Below are 16980 nucleotides of genomic sequence, written 5' to 3'. Positions count from 1 at the left end.
AACTGCATACGATACAGCAGGTACATGTTCTATATATCAATATACGAATTGGTTAGTCCAATTTATGCTAGTTAATCGTTTAGACCACGTTTTCTTTCTCTACTTTCTTGGTTAAGCTAAAGATAAAAATGATTATTTACGTGCTCAAGTTTCACTTTATAGCGGCAGACGTATATACTGAATAAAACAAGTGATTAGTAAGGGGGCCTAACTATGAAAAGCCCAACGATTGGATTAGCATTGGGGTCAGGAGGAGCAAGAGGGTTTGCTCACCTTGGGGTCATTAAAGTTCTGGTGGAAAACAATATCCCTATTCACTATTTGGCGGGTAGCAGCATGGGTGCTTTGGTTGCGGCTATGTATGCATCTGGTACGGAAATGAGTCAACTATATAAAATGGCACTTACCTTTAAAAGAAAATATTATTTAGATTTTACAATCCCTAAAATGGGATTTATTGCGGGGAATCGTATTAAATCCTTGGTAAAAGCCCTAACCAAAAATAAAAAGATTGAAGATTTAAATATTCCAGTTGCCATTGTGGCTACGGATTTAAAAGCTGGGGAGAAAGTCATTTTCAAAACGGGCTCAGTTGCACAAGCTGTAAGAGCAAGCATTTCCATTCCGGGTATCTTTGCACCAGAGAATGTAAATGGACGCTTGCTAGTAGATGGCGGGGTCATCGATCGGATTCCGGTATCAATTGTACGAGAGATGGGAGCAGATATTGTGCTTGCAGTCGATGTCTCTCATGTGAAAAGAAATGCAGAAATCACATCAATTTTTGACGTTATTTTACAGAGCCTAGATATTCTTCAAGACGAGCTTGTAATAAATCGAGCAATTGCGTCTGATGTAATGCTTCGCCCTAAAGTAGAAACGTTTAGTTCGCGAGCGTTTACAAATATTAAAGAAATTATTGAAATCGGTGAACAAGCTGCAATTGAGCATCTACCGTTTATTCAAGAAGCTATTGAAAAGTGGAAGGAGAATCACACAGGTGAAGAAAAGAGTTAGAATTTTATCCTACATAGCATTAGTGCTAACAATTGCTATGTTATTTTTTTATCCCTTACCTTATTATATTACAAAGCCTGGCATAGCACAGGAGCTAAAGCCTATTATTAATGTGCAAGGAGGGTATGAAGAGCAAGGGGCCTTTATGTTAACCACGGTTCGAATGGGAAGGGCGACGCCTTTATCGTATGCTATGGCTCATATTCAAGACTTTCATCACTTGTATCCTGAAGAAGATATTTTGCAGCAAGGAGAAAGTGATAGCGATTATACGGTAAGGCAATTACATATGATGGATACGTCCAAAGATGCGGCCGTCATTGTTGCATACAATGCGGCAAACAAAGAAATTAAGTTTGAGAATAAAGGTGTTTATATTGTTACAGTAGTACCGGATATGCCTGCTTATGGCAAGCTTAAAATTGGAGATATTGTAAAGGCAGTAGATGGTCAAACTATTGAGACAGCAGAGGAGTTAATTGAATACGTAGCGAAGAAGAAAAAAGGGGATAAGGTTGCGATAACCATCTTACGAAATGATGAAGAAAAAATAGTAGAGCTTCCTCTAGCCTCATTTCCAGATGATCAAACGCGCTTTGGGTTAGGAATATCCTTAGAAACCAGTCGCGAAGTGGACGTAGAGCCAGATGTAGAGATTGATACTGAAAAGATTGGTGGACCTTCTGCAGGCTTGATGTTTTCACTTGAAATTTATAATCAGCTTGTAAAAGAAGATATAACAAAAGGACATAAAATTGCGGGTACGGGGACTATTAACGATAAAGGGATTGTAGGTCCTATTGGAGGAATTTCTCAAAAGATTGTGGCCGCGGATAAAGAGGGAGCAGAAGTGTTTTTTGCGCCTAATCAGCAAGGAGCGGCTAATTCGAACTATAAGGAAGCCGTACAGGCGGGAGCAAAAATTGATACCGATATGAAAATCGTTCCAGTTGATACGTTTAATGATGCGATTGAATATCTAGAAAAGTTGGATAAAGTAAAAAAGGCGGAGTGAGTCGGTACCGACTTACTCCGCCTTTTTAAATCATGATCGGTGGCTGCGTATACTCTTGTTTTAAAAACTGAGAGCGTATGGGCTCTTGTAAAGGTGAACTATAGATATTTGTAGCTTTTATATCAAGTGATAAGTCTACGTGTTTACATTGAGATACAGTGGATACAATAGGAACAGACACGTCTTTTTTTATTTGTTTCATATACAGCCTGCCGATTTGAGATATGCCCAACAATCGAATATAAGCGGTTGAAGGCGACTTGGATAGTTCATTTTTTTTTGTGTTCGTCAAAATGTGAACACACATCCGTTGAAGGCGTGTACGCGTATAGCGCTTTGTCTTTACTTTACTTAAAAAGTCTTCAAAGGATAGTGCTTCTTTTATGGCGTTTAATAAGCGATATTCAATACCTTCTTCAATTTCGTAAATGGCTTGAAGAGACTCGGGTGAATGGGTCATGAGTTGATACTTTAAAAATGGAAAATAGAGCTCCCAGTTATGTAAAAAGCCAATTTGTGTTTGATAATCTTTTAGACCTTGAATAACAGGGTTAGGCATATAGCGTGATAAGTCCTTAACATCAATGATATCTTGGAATAAAGCATGACGAATACTTGTTGCGCTTGTAATTTCCGTCTCAGAAAGCATTTTATCGTGATAATGGGATTGAATTCTAGTAATCGTATGTGGTTTAATAGATGCATGCTGTTTTTCAATAGCCTTTACATAGCTTACGCCTAAAATGTTATTTGGTTGTTCCATATTTAAACCAATTTGTTCATTAGTAATGTTTTTCATAGCAAGGGAAAGAGCTTTTGGGTAGCTATTTCCAACTTTTAAATAGCTTTGTACATGCTCATCTATAGCGTGTTCATGCTCCTTTAACAGTCTGCTGAATTTAAGAAAAGACTGCGTGTTTCCATGTTCGCTGCCGAAGCATACATACGAAGCTTTAAGATGTTCTAAGATGGCTACAGCACCGTTTGCAAACGTATCAGCTTGCTGAGTAGAGAATGCATAAGGTAGTTCAATGACAAGGTCGGCACCAGCTTTTAGAGCCATTTTCGTACGAGCCCACTTTGATACGACAGCAGGTTCACCGCGTTGCAAGAAGTGACCGCTCATCACTGCGATAACGCAATCAGCATTTGTTTCTTCTTTTGCACTTTGCAAATGATAATGATGGCCATTATGAAAAGGGTTGTATTCAACTATAATTCCTACAGCTTGCATAATGAGTCTCCTTTTATTAAATTTTCAAGTGCGATTGAACAGTTTTAGCGTAAGGATTATGAAAAGAAAAAAATAAATTTAAGTACATTATAGTGTAAAGAAAAAATATTGACAAATAATCTTGTGAAAGCTATAATAACCTTTGTTGCCTTGAGGTGATTAACAATGAAATGGACAATACATCAGTTGTACCAGTTGCAAAATAAAGGATTAACTTTTGACGAAATCGTAGACGGTAAGGAATTTGTTAATACCGATCCACAGATTCGTCGCATGTCAGATGTACATGTGAAAGGAAGAGCTGATATTAGTTCTTCAAAAGTCACATTTCATCTAAAAATTTCTGGAGAAATGACATTGCCTTGTGCTCGTACATTAGTCGATGTTCCGTATCCTTTTTCTATTGAAGCAACGGAAACTTTTCTGTTCAATAGTGACGCCGATTATGAAGATGACGGTGAAATGAGAGTCGTTGAAGGTGAAGTAGTGGATTTAATTCCACTTATTAAGGAATTAATTATTGTGGAAATTCCTCTTCAAGTTTTTAGTGATGATCAACAACAGAAAGGTGCTGCTCCTCAGTCAGGAAAAGATTGGGAAGTTGTAACGGAAGAAGAGCAACAGGAAAAAGTCGATCCACGTTTAGCGGTATTAGAAAATTTCTTTAAAAACAAAGAAAATAACTAACGAGAAGATCCGGCTTTCGGGCCTTCATATGATTAAAAACTCTTTTAAGGAGGTGGGAATAATGGCTGTACCTTTTAGAAGAACATCTAAAATGAAGAAAAGAACGCGTCGTACGCACTTTAAACTACAAGTTCCTGGTATGGTAGAGTGCTCAAATTGTGGCGAGATGAAACTATCACACCGTGTATGTAAGGCTTGTGGTACTTACAAAGGAAATGACGTAGTAAACAAATAATGCAAAAATAAAAGACCCTGTTGAAGGGTCTTTTATTTTTGCATTAAAACGTTCTTTAAGGTTTGTGATGACTGCTTTTCTAAGGGAAGATGCAGGAGTTTATATTTCGCTTCTCGAATTCTTTACTTATGAAAAAGTTGAGTGAAGATGAAAAAGGGGGAACAGACATTGGTAAAGACAAAGTTTTTTGTAGATAACAACGGCATTAGCACATTTGTTATTAATCGCCCCGAGAAACGAAATGCTGTGGATTATGAGGTGATGACTTCTTTAGAGAAGGCTATATCTGAAGTGAAAGCGAATCCTCATATTAAAGCGTTGGTAATTACAGGAGCGGGTTCACAAGCCTTTTGTAGTGGTGGAGACATTTCAGCTTTTCATGCCCTTGAAACGGCGGCTGAAGCGGAGAGTATGTTAAAGAGAATGGGAAGAATTTTATATGAATTGCTTATATTACCAAAACCCACGGTAGCTTTATTAAACGGCACAGCAGTTGGGGGCGGGTGTGAAATTGCGATTGCTTGTGATTTTCGCATCAGCGCAGCTCATAGTGAGTTTGGTTTTATACAAGGAGACTTAGGTATTACAACGGGTTGGGGGGGCGGCACGATTTTATTTGAAAAGCTTCGTTACTCAGATGCAATGGAAATGTTGACAAGCTCTCAAATCTACAGCGTGGAGCGTGCCAAGCAGGTCGGCTTTTTATCTTATGTAACGTCATACCAAGAGCTAGCGATGCGCTGTGAAGAGTGGTTACTTCCAATTATTACAAAGCCTAGCGCTGTGCTGACTGCATATAAGCAAATGCCGATTGCAAAATGGAGCCAAGTTGGTTTGTGGGAACGAATGGAAGCAGAAATTGATCATTGTAGCTTGCTTTGGGAAAGTGAAGAACACAAGCAAGCGGTTAATAATCGACTTCAAAAGAAGGCTTAATAAAGCTGATTGCATGAATAAAGTATCTTGAAAAAGGCAAGTTAAGAATTTCTGCCTTGAGAAGTTGAACAATAGTCTATCTTATCTAGTAGTTGCATACTTATTTAATAAGTACGGATAAGGAGGGATAGAAAAATGACTTCTTCTCGTCAAGATGCATGGACTCAAGATGAAGATTTACTACTAGCTGAAATTGTATTGCGTCATATACGTGAAGGTGGCACACAACTTGCTGCATTTGAAGAAGTGGGAAAGAAACTTTCGCGAACATCAGCAGCTTGTGGCTTTCGCTGGAATTCTTTTGTGCGCAAACAATACAAAACTGGTATTGACATAGCGAAGATTCAACGCAAACAGCTAAAATCACGCGTGATCACAAAAGATGAAGAACAGCCCGTGCGCTTCTCATATATAGATGGTCAATCGATTACGTCGTTAAGTGAGGTTATTCGTTACTTAGAGTCGATTGAACAAATTCAGCAGCAGTCGAGTGAGTTGCTGGAAGCAAATGAGGAGTTGCAGCATAAACTTGAACAGTTACAGGAAAAAGTAACGGTTCTTGAAAAAGAGAAAAAAGTGTTGGAAAGTAACTTATATACGGTGGAAAAAGATTATAAAGCACTGATTGAAATTATGGAAAGAGCTCGTAAGATGGTTGTTCTAAAAGAAGATGAAAAAAGTAGAAAAGTTAAATTTCAAATGGAGAAAAACGGTAATTTAGAACGAGTTGAAAATAAATAATAAAGCGTAGCACTTCATTTATATAAAAGCCCTTGACTCTTTATCGCGGTGTAGCTCAAAGATAGAGAAGGTTCAAGGGCTTTTTTATATTATCTATTATTTTGAGGTTGATACGCCTTCTGGACACCAAAGCATTGGGTTTTCTCCTAAATCTCGCTCTAAATCATAAGCAGCCGGAACAAAGCCCATTTTTGTCCAAAACTGATTGGAATGAACTCGTGGGTTTGTTTTAATAGGCAAGTTAAAAGATTTAGCGTATTCAATTAATCTCGTACCTAGTCCTTTTGATTGGAATTCTTGGAGTACTTCGAGTTTCCATACTTCAAGGTAAGGCTGGTGTGGCTTGAAGTAGTGATCATGCTTTTTAGACTGTCGGTATAAACTCATTCGAGCTACAAGACGATTTCCAATGTAAATACCGTAGAATGGAGAATGAATTTCGTTTTCAGATATTTGGGCATTTAATTCTTCTAACATGGACAATTCTTGGAGCCCGTATTGCTTAAACTGCTTAAATTCTTCAAGTGTTTTATAGTTAATTCGCAACTGCTGTACCTCATACATTATCAATCACTCCTTAGAAATGAGCTGCTTGTATAGCATATGAATAAATTTTTAAATATAGGATAGATAGATGAGAATAAAAAAAGTAAGCGTTTACAAAAAATAAAGGGATTTTAAGAAAATTGTAGAATTATACGTTTTGGGAGATTTTTTTCTCTTTTAGTCTTATCATACCATGGTTTTGAATAGACTTGAGAATATTTTATACTGCAGCGAAGGGAGAAGAAATACAATGAAAAAAGTTTTAATCGCTAATCGAGGCGAAATTGCTCATCGTATTATTAAAACTTGTCATACGATGAATATACAAACTGTTGCTGTTCACTCTACAGCCGATGAAAATCTACCTTATGTTAAAGCTGCTACAGTTGCTTATGAAATTGGAGAACCTCCTGTTCAAAAATCGTACTTAAATATTGAGCGCTTGTTAGAAATTGCTCATCAAGAAAACGTTGATGCAATTCATCCAGGCTACGGATTTTTATCGGAAAATAGCACATTTGCCAAGCGCGTGGAAGAAGAAGGATTTGTTTTTATTGGACCATCGCCAAAAGTTATAGCGGATATGGGTGATAAAGTAAGGGCTAGAAAAATTATGAAAGAAGCAGGCGTTCCCGTTGTGCCTGGAAGCGAAGGGGCTGTAGCTGATATTGAAGAAGCGTGTGAGATAGCTCAAGCTATTGGTTATCCCGTTATGTTGAAAGCTAGCGGTGGCGGTGGAGGCATTGGAATGGTACGCTGTGATGATGAAAAATCACTGCGTACGACATATGAATCCACAAAAGCGAGAGCTAAAGCATATTTCGGCCATGAAGAAGTATTTATTGAAAAGCTAATCACGGATGCAAGGCATATAGAAGTTCAAATTTTTGGAGACCAGCTTGGAAATGCAGTGCACCTTTTTGAACGAGATTGTTCCGTACAGCGTCGCAACCAAAAAGTGATTGAAGAAGCCCCGGCAACATCGCTATCTATTGATACAAAACAACGTATGTATGAGACGGCCGTCGCTGCTGCTAAGGCAGTTCAGTATTATAATGCTGGCACTATTGAATTTATTGTGGATGCGCAGGGAAATTTCTATTTCTTAGAAATGAATACTAGACTTCAAGTTGAACATCCCATTACAGAGCAAGTGACGGGACTAGACCTTGTAAAGTGGCAACTCTTAGTTGCTAGAGGCGACGCGCTACCTTTGCAACAAGAAGAGGTTCAGCTTACCAACCACGCGGTAGAGTTTCGAGTATACGCAGAAGACCCTGTAACGTTTTTACCGGCTCCTGGACAAATTACGCAGTTTTCGCTTCCAGAGCGTTCTTATGTTCGAGTGGATGCAGGTTATGATAGCGGAGACAAAGTAACACCTTTTTATGATCCAATGATTGCGAAGGTTATTGTCACTGGTCGTACGAGAGAAAACGCAATTGAGCTTGCTAAAGCATATTTTACTGAGGCATCAATTGAAGGGGTTAAAACAAACTTACCGTTGTTTAAACAATTATTAAATGCAGAGCAGTATGTAGCTGGAAAATACAATACAGCGGTATTGACAGAAGTTTTGAAATAAAAAAGGAGGACTAAAAATGAAAGAAACGACAGCAACGATGGCGGGAATGGTGTTAAATATTCATGTATCAGAAGGAGATTCTGTGACAAAAGGTCAGGTATTAATTATTCTTGAATCGATGAAAATGGAAATTCCAATTGAAAGCAGTGAAGAAGGAATAGTTGATGCAATTTTAGTCGGTGTAGGAGACTTTGTAAATGAAGGCGATGTATTAGTGACAATTTCTTAAAAGGAGTGAGCGTATGATACATACAAATGATTTACAAAAGCGTTATGAAGATAAATGTGAAGAAATTCGAGCAGGTGGAGACGCAAAATATCATGAAAAGTTAAAGCAACAAAATAAACTATTTGTTCGAGATCGTTTGGCTTTATTGTTTGATGAAGGTGAGTATAAAGAAGATGCGATGTTTGCTAATAATCAAGCTAAAGGTTTACCAGCTGATGGTGTTGTTACAGCCATCGGCAAGGTGAACGGTCAAACGGTATGTGCAATGGCGAACGATTCAACAATTAAAGCAGGGTCTTGGGGAGCAAGAACAGTTGAAAAGATTATTCGTATTCAAGAAACTGCTGAAAAGCTGCAGGTACCAATGCTATATTTAGTTGACTCAGCAGGAGCTCGAATTACGGATCAATTAGACATGTTTCCGAACCGACGAGGGGCGGGGAAAATCTTTCATAACCAAGTGCGTATGTCGGGGGTAGTTCCGCAAATCTGTTTATTATTTGGTCCTTCTGCTGCAGGAGGAGCTTACATTCCTGCGTTTTGTGATATCGTCATTATGGTTGATGGAAACGCTTCAATGTATTTAGGGTCGCCACGAATGGCTGAAAAGGTTATTGGAGAAAAAGTGACGTTAGAAGAGATGGGTGGTGCTCACATGCACTGTAGTGTGAGCGGTTGTGGAGACGTGCTTGTTTATTCTGAAGAAGAAGCAATTTCAAAAGCAAAATTGTACCTTGGTTATTTTCCTCAAAGCTTTCACGAAAAGCCAGCTGTGCTTGAAGGGAAGTTACCTGTTAAGACATCCAAAACACTAGGAGAGTTAATTCCTGAAAACCAAAACGTTCCGTTTGATATGTATGATGCAATTGATACGTTAATTGATGAAGGAACATTTTATGAAATTAAGAAGTTATTTGCACCCGAACTCATTACAGGCCTTGCAAGGATGGATGGCAAAGTTGTTGGTATTATTGCAAATCAGCCAAAGATAAAAGGTGGCGTACTTTTTGTTGACTCCGCTGATAAAGGGGCGAAGTTTATCCAGCTATGTGATGCATTCCATATTCCGCTTTTATTCTTAGCTGATGTACCAGGTTTTATGATTGGAACAAAAGTGGAAAGAGCAGGTATTATTCGTCATGGTGCAAAACTGATTTCTGCTATGAGTTCTGCGACTGTTCCAAAAATCTCTGTGGTGGTGCGCAAAGCATATGGAGCCGGACTATATGCTATGGCAGGGCCAGCATTTGAACCGGATTGCTGCATTGCCCTTCCTACAGCACAAATTGCCGTAATGGGACCGGAAGCAGCGGTTAACGCTGTTTATTCCAATAAAATTAATGAGATTACCGATCCAAAAGAGCGAATGCTGTATATTAAGCAGAAGCAACAAGAGTACAAAGAGCATATTGATTTATACACGCTAGCTTCCGAGATGATTATTGACGATATCGTGCCAGCTAATGACCTTCGCCAAACTTTAATTGAACGATTTGCTTATTATGAAACAAAAACAATAGCGGAAGTTCGAAGAAAACACCCTGTATATCCAGTGTAACGAACAAAAATGAATAGTATAGAAAAGCTAGGTGAGTATTTCTTGCCTAGCTTTTTATGTGAAGAGATGTTGTTTTAATGATTAAAAATGTTTGCTAAACTAATAGAATCTGTGCTACTTATGTAAAGGTAAGTGTTCAATATCTTACATGGTTCATGAATGGTTTAGGTATATGGTAAGAAAACAAACTAATAGAATGAGGAAAGCCTAATGAAGATAGCAGTAATTGGAGGGGGCGCAATCGGCCTTTTGGTGAGCGCATACTTGGCTGGTCATGCTCAAGTTACTCTGTATACGAGAAGAAAAGAGCAAGCAGACCAAGTGCGTGAACATGGAATAACGCTAAAGCGTAAAAAAAATGTGAAAAAGGTAAAGGTGGATGCGAAGGTTTTAAGACTTGATGAAGCCTTTGTGCATTATGAACTAATTGTGGTGGCAGTTAAGCAATATAGCATTAAAGATATTATTCCTTACTTAATGAAGGCTCCAAAGCATACATCGGTATTATTCCTTCAAAATGGAATGAGTCATGTTACATTGGCAAAACGTCTTCCTCAGCGTACCATCTATTTAGGAGTTGTTGAGCATGGTGCGATGAAAGAAACAGATGATGTGGTGACTCATTCAGGAGTTGGCATCACGCGTGTTGCTTTGTTTAAAGGAGGGGATTTAATTTCCTTTCAACGGTTTCATTCTGATGTGTTTGCATTTATGCAGGAGAATGATTGGTATGAAATGCTTATTCAAAAGCTTGTTGTGAATGCAGTAATCAACCCTTTAACAGCTCTTTACCGAGTGAATAACGGTGAAATCATACATAATTCCTATTTTTATAAAACAGCGAAAGCCGTTTTTAATGAGCTGCATGCTGTGTTACGATTAAAAGACCCAACAGCCTATTGGAATCGAGTAGTAGATGTTTGTGAAAAAACAGCTCAAAATCATTCATCAATGAGGAAAGATCTTCAACAGCAAAGAAAAACAGAAGTTGAATCCATATTAGGCTATATTTTAGAAGAAGCGGCTAAGCGCCAAATTAATACTCCTATTATCCACTTTGTATATAATGGAATATTAGGGTTGGAAGATAGTGAAAGTGAAGGAAGGTGACCGTGAATGGGGAGCTTAGTTGTAAGCATCTTGGCTACGTTTATCACGCTGCCAGTGGTAGGTTTTTTTGTATTATACACTCTACTCAAAAAAAGTGATGAAAAATCGGCGTAAAGCAGTTCACATCTCTACATATGTCTCAACAATTTTTTTAATTGTATCCACGCACTACTTTGCCAAGCAAATTTTCAACCAGTCTTTTTTGTGGCTGATTATTTTAGTGCTGCTCGTTTTGGCGATGATTGTGATGCTTATAAACTGGCAGGTGAAGAAAGACTTACAGCTGAAAAGAATGACAAAAGGGATGTTTCGAATCAGCTTCTTTTTCTTTTTGTTTTCACATGTGTTATTAGTTGTTAGCGGCCTAATCTTTGAATTATTAAAGTTATGAAGCATGTTACTAGACGTGTCGAGAAACAATATGGATAATGAAGCTAGGTAAACTGAACAAGTATTAGTTATAGAAAGGAAGTTCTTTCATGGAGATTACAGATGTCTCTTTATCAGCAACGAACAAGTTAACAGAAGAATATATACAAGGTAGCAACCAAGCTATGTCATACTTTCATTACAATATACATAAAAGTGATGTTTATAAAGAGCGCTTACATGATCTGAAAAGCTATACTCATCCAAGAGAAGAGCTTGTTGAGTACTTGACGGGATTCAATAAGAAGCTAAATGCGTCAAACAAAACCTTGGAGAACATTGAACAGCTTCGTGACCAAGACAGTGTTGTCGTGGTAGGTGGTCAGCAAGCAGGGCTTTTGACAGGACCTCTATACACAATCCATAAAGTTATTTCAATCATTTTGTTAGCGAAACAGCAAGAAGAAGCGCTGGGAGTACCTGTACTACCAGTATTTTGGATTGCAGGAGAAGATCATGATTTTGCTGAAATTAATCATGTTTATGTGGAAGAAAAAGGGCAAATGCTTAAAAAAACGTTTAAGCAGTCGCTGAAAACCAAAGATATGGTTTCCAATGTTAACATAAACCAAGAAGCCTGTAGTGAGTGGATTGATAGCTTGTTTCAACTGTTTGGTGAAACAGAGCATACAAAAGAAGTATTGGCCTTTTTAAAATGCTCGCTTCAGCAATCTCAAACCTTTACCGATTTTTTTGCGTATTTAACGACAAAGTTGTTTACGGAGTATGGCTTAATTTTAATGGATGCTGCTTCGGAAGAATTGCGTAAAATTGAATCCTCGTTCTTTATTCAGCTAATCGAGCAAAATGAAGCCCTTTCTCAGTCCGTTATGGCTCAGCAGAAAAAGTTAAGCGATGACTATAAAAAGGTGATTGACGTTGGAAGTGAAACAGCACATCTTTTCTATTCTCATGAGGGAAACCGTATCTTGTTAGAGAGAGATGAAGCTCAGAATTTTAAAGGGAAGCAAGATGAAGTGTCTTTTTCAAAAGAAAACCTCATTCAGATTGCAAAGCAAAGTCCACATTTATTAAGCAATAATGTAGTGACGCGTCCGTTAATGCAAGAATATCTGCTTCCAACATTAGCTTTTGTTGCTGGACCTGGTGAAATAGCGTATTGGGCAGAGTTACAGCAAGCGTTTAATATCTTTAACTTTACTATGCCTCCGGTTGTTCCTCGCCTATCTTATACGTTAGTAGAGCGTAACATTGCTAAATATTTAGAAGAACTAAATATTAATTCAGAAAAAGCAGTTGTACAAGGAGTAGCTACAGAGCGAGAAGCATGGCTACGTGCAGAAGTTCGTAATCCTTATGAAGGATACTTTAATGAAGCGAAAGAAAAAATAGAAGAAATTCATAAAACTCTTCGTGAAAATGTTCAAAAAGAAGACAAAACGTTTGAAGAAGTTCTATTGAAAAATCGAGCAATTCTTCAAAAGCAAATGGAGACTGTTCAAAAAATTGTCGAATCTAAACAGCTCATTAAGCATGATGTAACGCATACGAAATACAATAAAATTGAGTGTGCGCTTCGTCCTAATGGAGCTCCTCAAGAACGAATCTGGAACGTCGCTTATTATTTAAATAAATATGGCATGCAGTTCGTGTCACAATTACTCAATGAGGAAGTCGAATTTAATCATCATCTAAAGGTCTGTTACCTCTAATAAAATCCTGCTGCAAAGCAGGATTTTTCTTTTATAAAAGAGAAACAGTGTACATACACAAAGCAACCAAACAAATCCTGAACAGTTATTTTTTTACAAACTCTAAAACACATCGTAGCACCTTACTTTTTATGCCAGGAATATGTCTCGTGTTTAACAAAATAAAACCTTTTGTAACAGAAAGACAAAATTCTACTTAATTCTTGTATAAATAGCTGAAAAAATGTTGAAATTTGATATATAATGAAATGGTATTAAAAATGTATAAAATTTACCTTTATTTCAAGGTGTTTATACATAATTAAGTAGTTTAAAAAGAAGTAGGTGTCAACATGTTTAATCACACAACTGTTTTGCTAAAAGAAGCAGCAGAAGGCTTAAATATTAAGCCTGACGGAATTTATGTAGACTGTACGCTTGGCGGAGCAGGTCATAGTGAATATATCGTCAAGAAGTTATCTGATGAAGGTAGGTTAATTGCATTTGATCAAGATGACATTGCAATTGAAAATGCAAAGGGAAAATTAGCCCCTTATCTAAATCGAGTAACGCTCATAAAAAGTAATTTTCGCTATTTAAAAGAAAAATTAGAAGAGCATGGAATCACAGAAGTAGACGGGGTTTTATTTGATTTAGGTGTTTCATCTCCACAGTTAGATACCCCGGAGCGTGGCTTTAGCTTTCACCATGATGCCCCTCTTGATATGAGAATGGATACGAACTCAAGCCTTTCTGCTTATCATATCATCAATGAATGGCCTTATGAAAAGCTTGTGAAGATTTTCTTTCAATATGGTGAAGAGAAATTCTCCAAGCAAATTGCTAGAAAAATTGAGTCATATCGTGAGCAAAAGGCAATTGAAACAACTCTGGAACTTGTTGACATTATCAAAGACGGTATTCCCGCTGCTGCACGTAGAACGGGTGGGCATCCAGCGAAGCGTGTGTTCCAAGCAATTCGTATTGCTGTAAACGATGAACTTCAAGTGTTTGAAGATGCAGTTGAACAAGCAATGAACGTAATCAGCGTTGGTGGACGAGTGAGCGTTATTACTTTTCACTCGTTAGAAGATCGTATTTGCAAAGTAGCATTTAAAAATGCGAGCACAGTCCCACAGCTTCCACATGGATTACCAGTTATCCCAGAAGAATTCCAACCGAAAATGAAGGTAATTACGCGCAAACCAATTGTGCCTTCTGAAGAGGAAGTGGTTGATAATAAGCGAGCTCGTTCTGCGAAGTTAAGAATTATTGAGAAATTAAAGTAAGCGTAACAGGCAAAGAGAAAAAAGGAGGGGATTGTGTTGAGTAATGTAGCGTATCAAGTTAAACCTAACACGCAACATGAACAACAAAAGCAGCCGGTTCGTAAAGTTGTAAAAAAGTCGAAACGAAAGATTTCGGTCGGTGAAAAGTTTGTTTATACAGGTACACTTGCACTTATGCTTTTTGGTGCAGTTCAAATGATTTCTAATCAGGCAACGCTTTACAGTACAAATGCAGAAGTACAGGCGTTGGAATCAAACATCCAAAAACAAGAAACAAAAAACAATGAGTTGAAGCTTCAGGTAACAGAGCTAAGTGCGTATGAGCGAATTTGGGCAAAAGCAAAAGAACTAGGACTAAGTTTAAACGAAAATAACGTTAAAGTAGTCGAAAATTGAACCAATGAAAATGCCTAAGAAAAATAGCAATATTAGTACAGGAGCAGCAATATTAATTGTAATATTTGCATTGCTCTTTTTTGTATTAACAGGAAGGTTCTTTTATATACAGGCCACAGGAAAAGCTGAAGGCCAAGCTTTAGCCGAAATCGCACAAAAAAAATATACGAGAGAAACAACCATTGAAGGACAGCGTGGAACGATTTATGATCGTAACGGAGAAGCTATTGCACACGACACGGGAGCATATACGGTTGTAGCAATTTTAGACCCAGACCAAACAAAAGATAAAGACAAGCCAAAGCACGTAGTAAATACGGAAAAAACAGCAAAAGAATTAGCGCCGTTGCTCAACATGAAAGAGGAAGAATTACAGAGTTTGTTAGATAAAGGTGTAAAAAAAGGCTCGTTTCAAGTAGAACTTGGTCCCGGGGGACGAGATATTAACAATACGACTAAGCAAAAGATTGAAAAGCTTAAGTTACCTGGTATTACGTTCTTGCGAGATGCGAAGCGTTTTTATCCAAACGGAGTGTTTGCCTCTCACATTTTAGGATACGCACAAAAGAATGATGAAGGAAAAATCGTTGGGAAAATGGGGATAGAACAAGTCTATGATAAGCAGCTAACAGAAGAAGATGGAAAAGTATTCTATCAAGCTGGTCAAAATGGAATTAAGCTTCCAGATCCAAAAGAATCAATTGTCCCTCCAAAAAACGGTGACAATATTTACTTAACCCTTGATGAAAAAATTCAAACGTTTGTAGAAGATGCTTTGACAAACGCTCAAAAGGAATACGATCCAGATAACATTATGGCTGTAGTTGCAAATCCAAAAACGGGCGAGATTCTAGCAATGTCTACGCGACCAACGTTTAACCCAAACGTTCGTGATATTACAAATTATCGAAACCCTATTATTGAAGACAGCTTTGAGCTTGGGTCTACAATGAAAATCTTTACGCTCGCCGCTGCGATTGAAGAAGGTGTTTATAACGGAGAGGATATTTATCAATCAGGAGCTTACAAAGTTAGCGAAAAAGATGCGCCAATTCGTGACCATAACGGTGGTAACGGATGGGGACCCATTACGTTTGACGAAGGCATTCGACGTTCGTCAAACGTTGCCATTGCGATTCTAGCCAACGAAAAGCTTGGGACAGAAAGGCTCTTTAATTACTTAGAGGATTTCGGATTTATGAAAAAAACGGGAATCGACTTGCCTGGAGAAGCTTCTAGTAAACTGATTTCTAAATATCCAAGGGATCGAGTGACGACTGCATTTGGTCAGGGGTCAGCATTCACTCCAATTCAGCAAATTCAAGCTGCTACTGCCATTGCAAACGATGGTAAAATGATGAAGCCTTACGTCATTGAAAAAGTTGTAGATGGTACAACGAACAAGGTGAAAAAAGAAACGAAGCCAGAAGTGGTAGGGAAACCTATTTCAAAAAAAACAGCCAATGAAGTACTTGATATCCTTGAAAGTGTTGTATCTGAGGATGATGGTACTGGAAAAGCGTATGCTATTGAAGGCTATGACGTGGCTGGCAAAACGGGAACGGCTCAAATACCAAATCCGAACGGAGGAGGATATTTGCATGGACATGGTAAAAACCTATTCTCATTCATGGGGTTTGCACCAGCGAAAGACCCCGAGCTAGTGGTTTATGTAGCGGTCCAAAATCCAAAACTAACTCCTCAAGAGTCAGGTTCAGCTCCGCTTTCGATGATTTTTAATCCGGTTATGAAAAATAGCTTACAAGCGTTAGGAGTTAAGCCTAAAGAAACAGATGAAGAAAAGCAGAAGCAAAAAAGCACATCTTCTGAAATTAAACTTGATAGTTATGAAGGTAAATCAGTAGGTGACGTCAAGAAAGAATTAGAAGCAAAAGGATTAACGCCTGTCATTGTTGGAGAAGGCAAAAGCATCGATGACCAATTTCCTAAAGCAGCTCACACCGTTATTAGCGGAGAAAAGGTATTTTTACAAACAAAAGGTACACCAACGATGCCCGATATAACCGGATGGTCTCACCGCGATGTGATCCGATTTACTGAGTTTATGAATATAAAAGTTAGTGCATTAGACAGTGGCTTTGTTGTGACTCAAAGTATTAAACCTGGTAAAGCTGTTAAAGAAGGTAGCTATTTAGTGGTAGAGCTTGAACCTCCCGAATCCCTTTCGGAAGCTGTAGAAGTAAAGCAGAAAGAAGAAGAGGTTCAAAGTAAAGAAGAGCAAGATAGTTCAGACGAAAAACCAACTGAACCAACTGATTAGAAATACGTTCTATCGAATAGTGTACAAGCATATATTGGAA

17 protein-coding genes are annotated in these 16980 nt (G+C 38.1%); 15 read left to right on the top strand and 2 right to left on the bottom strand.

Annotation, left to right across the window (positions count from 1 at the left end):
* The first annotated feature begins 213 nt into the window (after positions 1-213).
* Both MKZ18_RS15830 and MKZ18_RS15825 read left to right on the top strand, forming a co-directional pair.
* Positions 214-1017, top strand: a complete 804-nt coding sequence (locus MKZ18_RS15830) for a patatin-like phospholipase family protein (protein ID WP_061784794.1) — start codon at positions 214-216, stop codon at positions 1015-1017.
* A complete protein-coding gene (locus tag MKZ18_RS15825) occupies positions 1001-2032 on the top strand; it encodes a SepM family pheromone-processing serine protease (protein WP_025908820.1) in 1032 nt (343 codons plus the stop codon). The genes MKZ18_RS15830 and MKZ18_RS15825 overlap by 17 nt, the downstream gene beginning before the upstream one ends.
* Before the next feature lie 25 nt (positions 2033-2057).
* On the opposite strand, the gene MKZ18_RS15820 is transcribed toward MKZ18_RS15825, so the two are convergent.
* Positions 2058-3266, bottom strand: coding sequence for a nucleotidyltransferase (locus MKZ18_RS15820; protein WP_025908821.1), 1209 nt, complete (start codon positions 3264-3266; stop codon positions 2058-2060).
* A gap of 165 nt (positions 3267-3431) precedes the next feature.
* On the opposite strand from MKZ18_RS15820, the gene MKZ18_RS15815 reads away from it, so the two are divergent.
* From MKZ18_RS15815 to MKZ18_RS15800, 4 genes are all read left to right on the top strand, one after another.
* Complete coding sequence (locus MKZ18_RS15815) at positions 3432-3953, top strand: YceD family protein (protein ID WP_025908822.1); 522 nt, start codon at positions 3432-3434, stop codon at positions 3951-3953.
* 61 nt (positions 3954-4014) lie between these two features.
* Positions 4015-4188: a 50S ribosomal protein L32 gene (gene rpmF, locus MKZ18_RS15810; RefSeq protein ID WP_025908823.1), complete on the top strand. Its 174-nt coding sequence runs from the start codon at positions 4015-4017 to the stop codon at positions 4186-4188.
* 168 nt (positions 4189-4356) lie between these two features.
* On the top strand, positions 4357-5124 hold the full coding sequence (locus MKZ18_RS15805) for an enoyl-CoA hydratase/isomerase family protein (RefSeq protein ID WP_061784795.1): 768 nt from the start codon (positions 4357-4359) through the stop codon (positions 5122-5124).
* Positions 5125-5259: 135 nt separating this feature from the next.
* Positions 5260-5865: an RsfA family transcriptional regulator gene (locus tag MKZ18_RS15800; protein WP_144593876.1), complete on the top strand. Its 606-nt coding sequence runs from the start codon at positions 5260-5262 to the stop codon at positions 5863-5865.
* Positions 5866-5961: 96 nt separating this feature from the next.
* Here MKZ18_RS15800 and MKZ18_RS15795 read toward each other — a convergent pair whose 3' ends face one another.
* A complete protein-coding gene (locus tag MKZ18_RS15795; protein WP_242529394.1) occupies positions 5962-6429 on the bottom strand; it encodes an N-acetyltransferase in 468 nt (155 codons plus the stop codon).
* 232 nt (positions 6430-6661) lie between these two features.
* Between MKZ18_RS15795 and MKZ18_RS15790 the strand changes: the two genes are divergently transcribed.
* From MKZ18_RS15790 to MKZ18_RS15750, 9 genes are all read left to right on the top strand, one after another.
* Positions 6662-7996 (top strand): acetyl-CoA carboxylase biotin carboxylase subunit, encoded by a 1335-nt coding sequence (locus MKZ18_RS15790; RefSeq protein ID WP_144593875.1) that lies wholly within the window; start codon positions 6662-6664, stop codon positions 7994-7996.
* A 16-nt stretch (positions 7997-8012) separates the two neighbouring features.
* Positions 8013-8225, top strand: a complete 213-nt coding sequence (locus MKZ18_RS15785; RefSeq protein ID WP_076512220.1) for an acetyl-CoA carboxylase biotin carboxyl carrier protein subunit — start codon at positions 8013-8015, stop codon at positions 8223-8225.
* Positions 8226-8238: 13 nt separating this feature from the next.
* Positions 8239-9783 (top strand): acyl-CoA carboxylase subunit beta, encoded by a 1545-nt coding sequence (locus MKZ18_RS15780; protein WP_025908829.1) that lies wholly within the window; start codon positions 8239-8241, stop codon positions 9781-9783.
* 210 nt (positions 9784-9993) lie between these two features.
* Entirely contained in the window at positions 9994-10893 is a 900-nt protein-coding gene (locus tag MKZ18_RS15775; RefSeq protein ID WP_144593874.1) for a 2-dehydropantoate 2-reductase, read from the top strand.
* A 67-nt stretch (positions 10894-10960) separates the two neighbouring features.
* A complete protein-coding gene (locus MKZ18_RS15770; protein WP_341344577.1) occupies positions 10961-11284 on the top strand; it encodes a DUF3397 family protein in 324 nt (107 codons plus the stop codon).
* Positions 11285-11372: 88 nt separating this feature from the next.
* Complete coding sequence (bshC, locus tag MKZ18_RS15765; protein ID WP_061784799.1) at positions 11373-12995, top strand: bacillithiol biosynthesis cysteine-adding enzyme BshC; 1623 nt, start codon at positions 11373-11375, stop codon at positions 12993-12995.
* 332 nt (positions 12996-13327) lie between these two features.
* Positions 13328-14263, top strand: coding sequence for a 16S rRNA (cytosine(1402)-N(4))-methyltransferase RsmH (rsmH, locus tag MKZ18_RS15760; protein ID WP_025908833.1), 936 nt, complete (start codon positions 13328-13330; stop codon positions 14261-14263).
* Between the two features lie 36 nt (positions 14264-14299).
* Positions 14300-14659 (top strand): cell division protein FtsL, encoded by a 360-nt coding sequence (ftsL, locus tag MKZ18_RS15755; RefSeq protein ID WP_025908834.1) that lies wholly within the window; start codon positions 14300-14302, stop codon positions 14657-14659.
* Positions 14660-14663: 4 nt separating this feature from the next.
* The gene (locus tag MKZ18_RS15750; protein ID WP_061784800.1) at positions 14664-16940 is read left to right on the top strand and encodes a penicillin-binding protein; all 2277 of its coding nucleotides are present in this window, start codon (positions 14664-14666) and stop codon (positions 16938-16940) included.
* The last annotated feature ends 40 nt before the right edge of the window (positions 16941-16980 follow it).

The sequence above is a fragment of the Priestia sp. FSL W8-0001 genome (genome assembly GCF_038050335.1).
Taxonomy (GTDB): Bacteria; Bacillota; Bacilli; order Bacillales; family Bacillaceae_H; genus Priestia; species Priestia flexa.
This window is presented reverse-complemented; position numbering and strand designations above follow the sequence as displayed.

Coding starts and splice junctions, on each gene's coding strand:
- rpmF (WP_025908823.1), top strand. CDS start 4,015: ATGGCTGTACCTTTTAGAAGAACATCTAAAATGAAGAAAAGAACGCGT.
- MKZ18_RS15790 (WP_144593875.1), top strand. CDS start 6,662: ATGAAAAAAGTTTTAATCGCTAATCGAGGCGAAATTGCTCATCGTATT.
- MKZ18_RS15775 (WP_144593874.1), top strand. CDS start 9,994: ATGAAGATAGCAGTAATTGGAGGGGGCGCAATCGGCCTTTTGGTGAGC.
- rsmH (WP_025908833.1), top strand. CDS start 13,328: ATGTTTAATCACACAACTGTTTTGCTAAAAGAAGCAGCAGAAGGCTTA.
- MKZ18_RS15830 (WP_061784794.1), top strand. CDS start 214: ATGAAAAGCCCAACGATTGGATTAGCATTGGGGTCAGGAGGAGCAAGA.
- MKZ18_RS15780 (WP_025908829.1), top strand. CDS start 8,239: ATGATACATACAAATGATTTACAAAAGCGTTATGAAGATAAATGTGAA.
- MKZ18_RS15785 (WP_076512220.1), top strand. CDS start 8,013: ATGAAAGAAACGACAGCAACGATGGCGGGAATGGTGTTAAATATTCAT.
- MKZ18_RS15750 (WP_061784800.1), top strand. CDS start 14,664: ATGAAAATGCCTAAGAAAAATAGCAATATTAGTACAGGAGCAGCAATA.
- MKZ18_RS15795 (WP_242529394.1), bottom strand. CDS start 6,429: ATGTATGAGGTACAGCAGTTGCGAATTAACTATAAAACACTTGAAGAA.
- MKZ18_RS15820 (WP_025908821.1), bottom strand. CDS start 3,266: ATGCAAGCTGTAGGAATTATAGTTGAATACAACCCTTTTCATAATGGC.
- MKZ18_RS15815 (WP_025908822.1), top strand. CDS start 3,432: ATGAAATGGACAATACATCAGTTGTACCAGTTGCAAAATAAAGGATTA.
- MKZ18_RS15800 (WP_144593876.1), top strand. CDS start 5,260: ATGACTTCTTCTCGTCAAGATGCATGGACTCAAGATGAAGATTTACTA.
- bshC (WP_061784799.1), top strand. CDS start 11,373: ATGGAGATTACAGATGTCTCTTTATCAGCAACGAACAAGTTAACAGAA.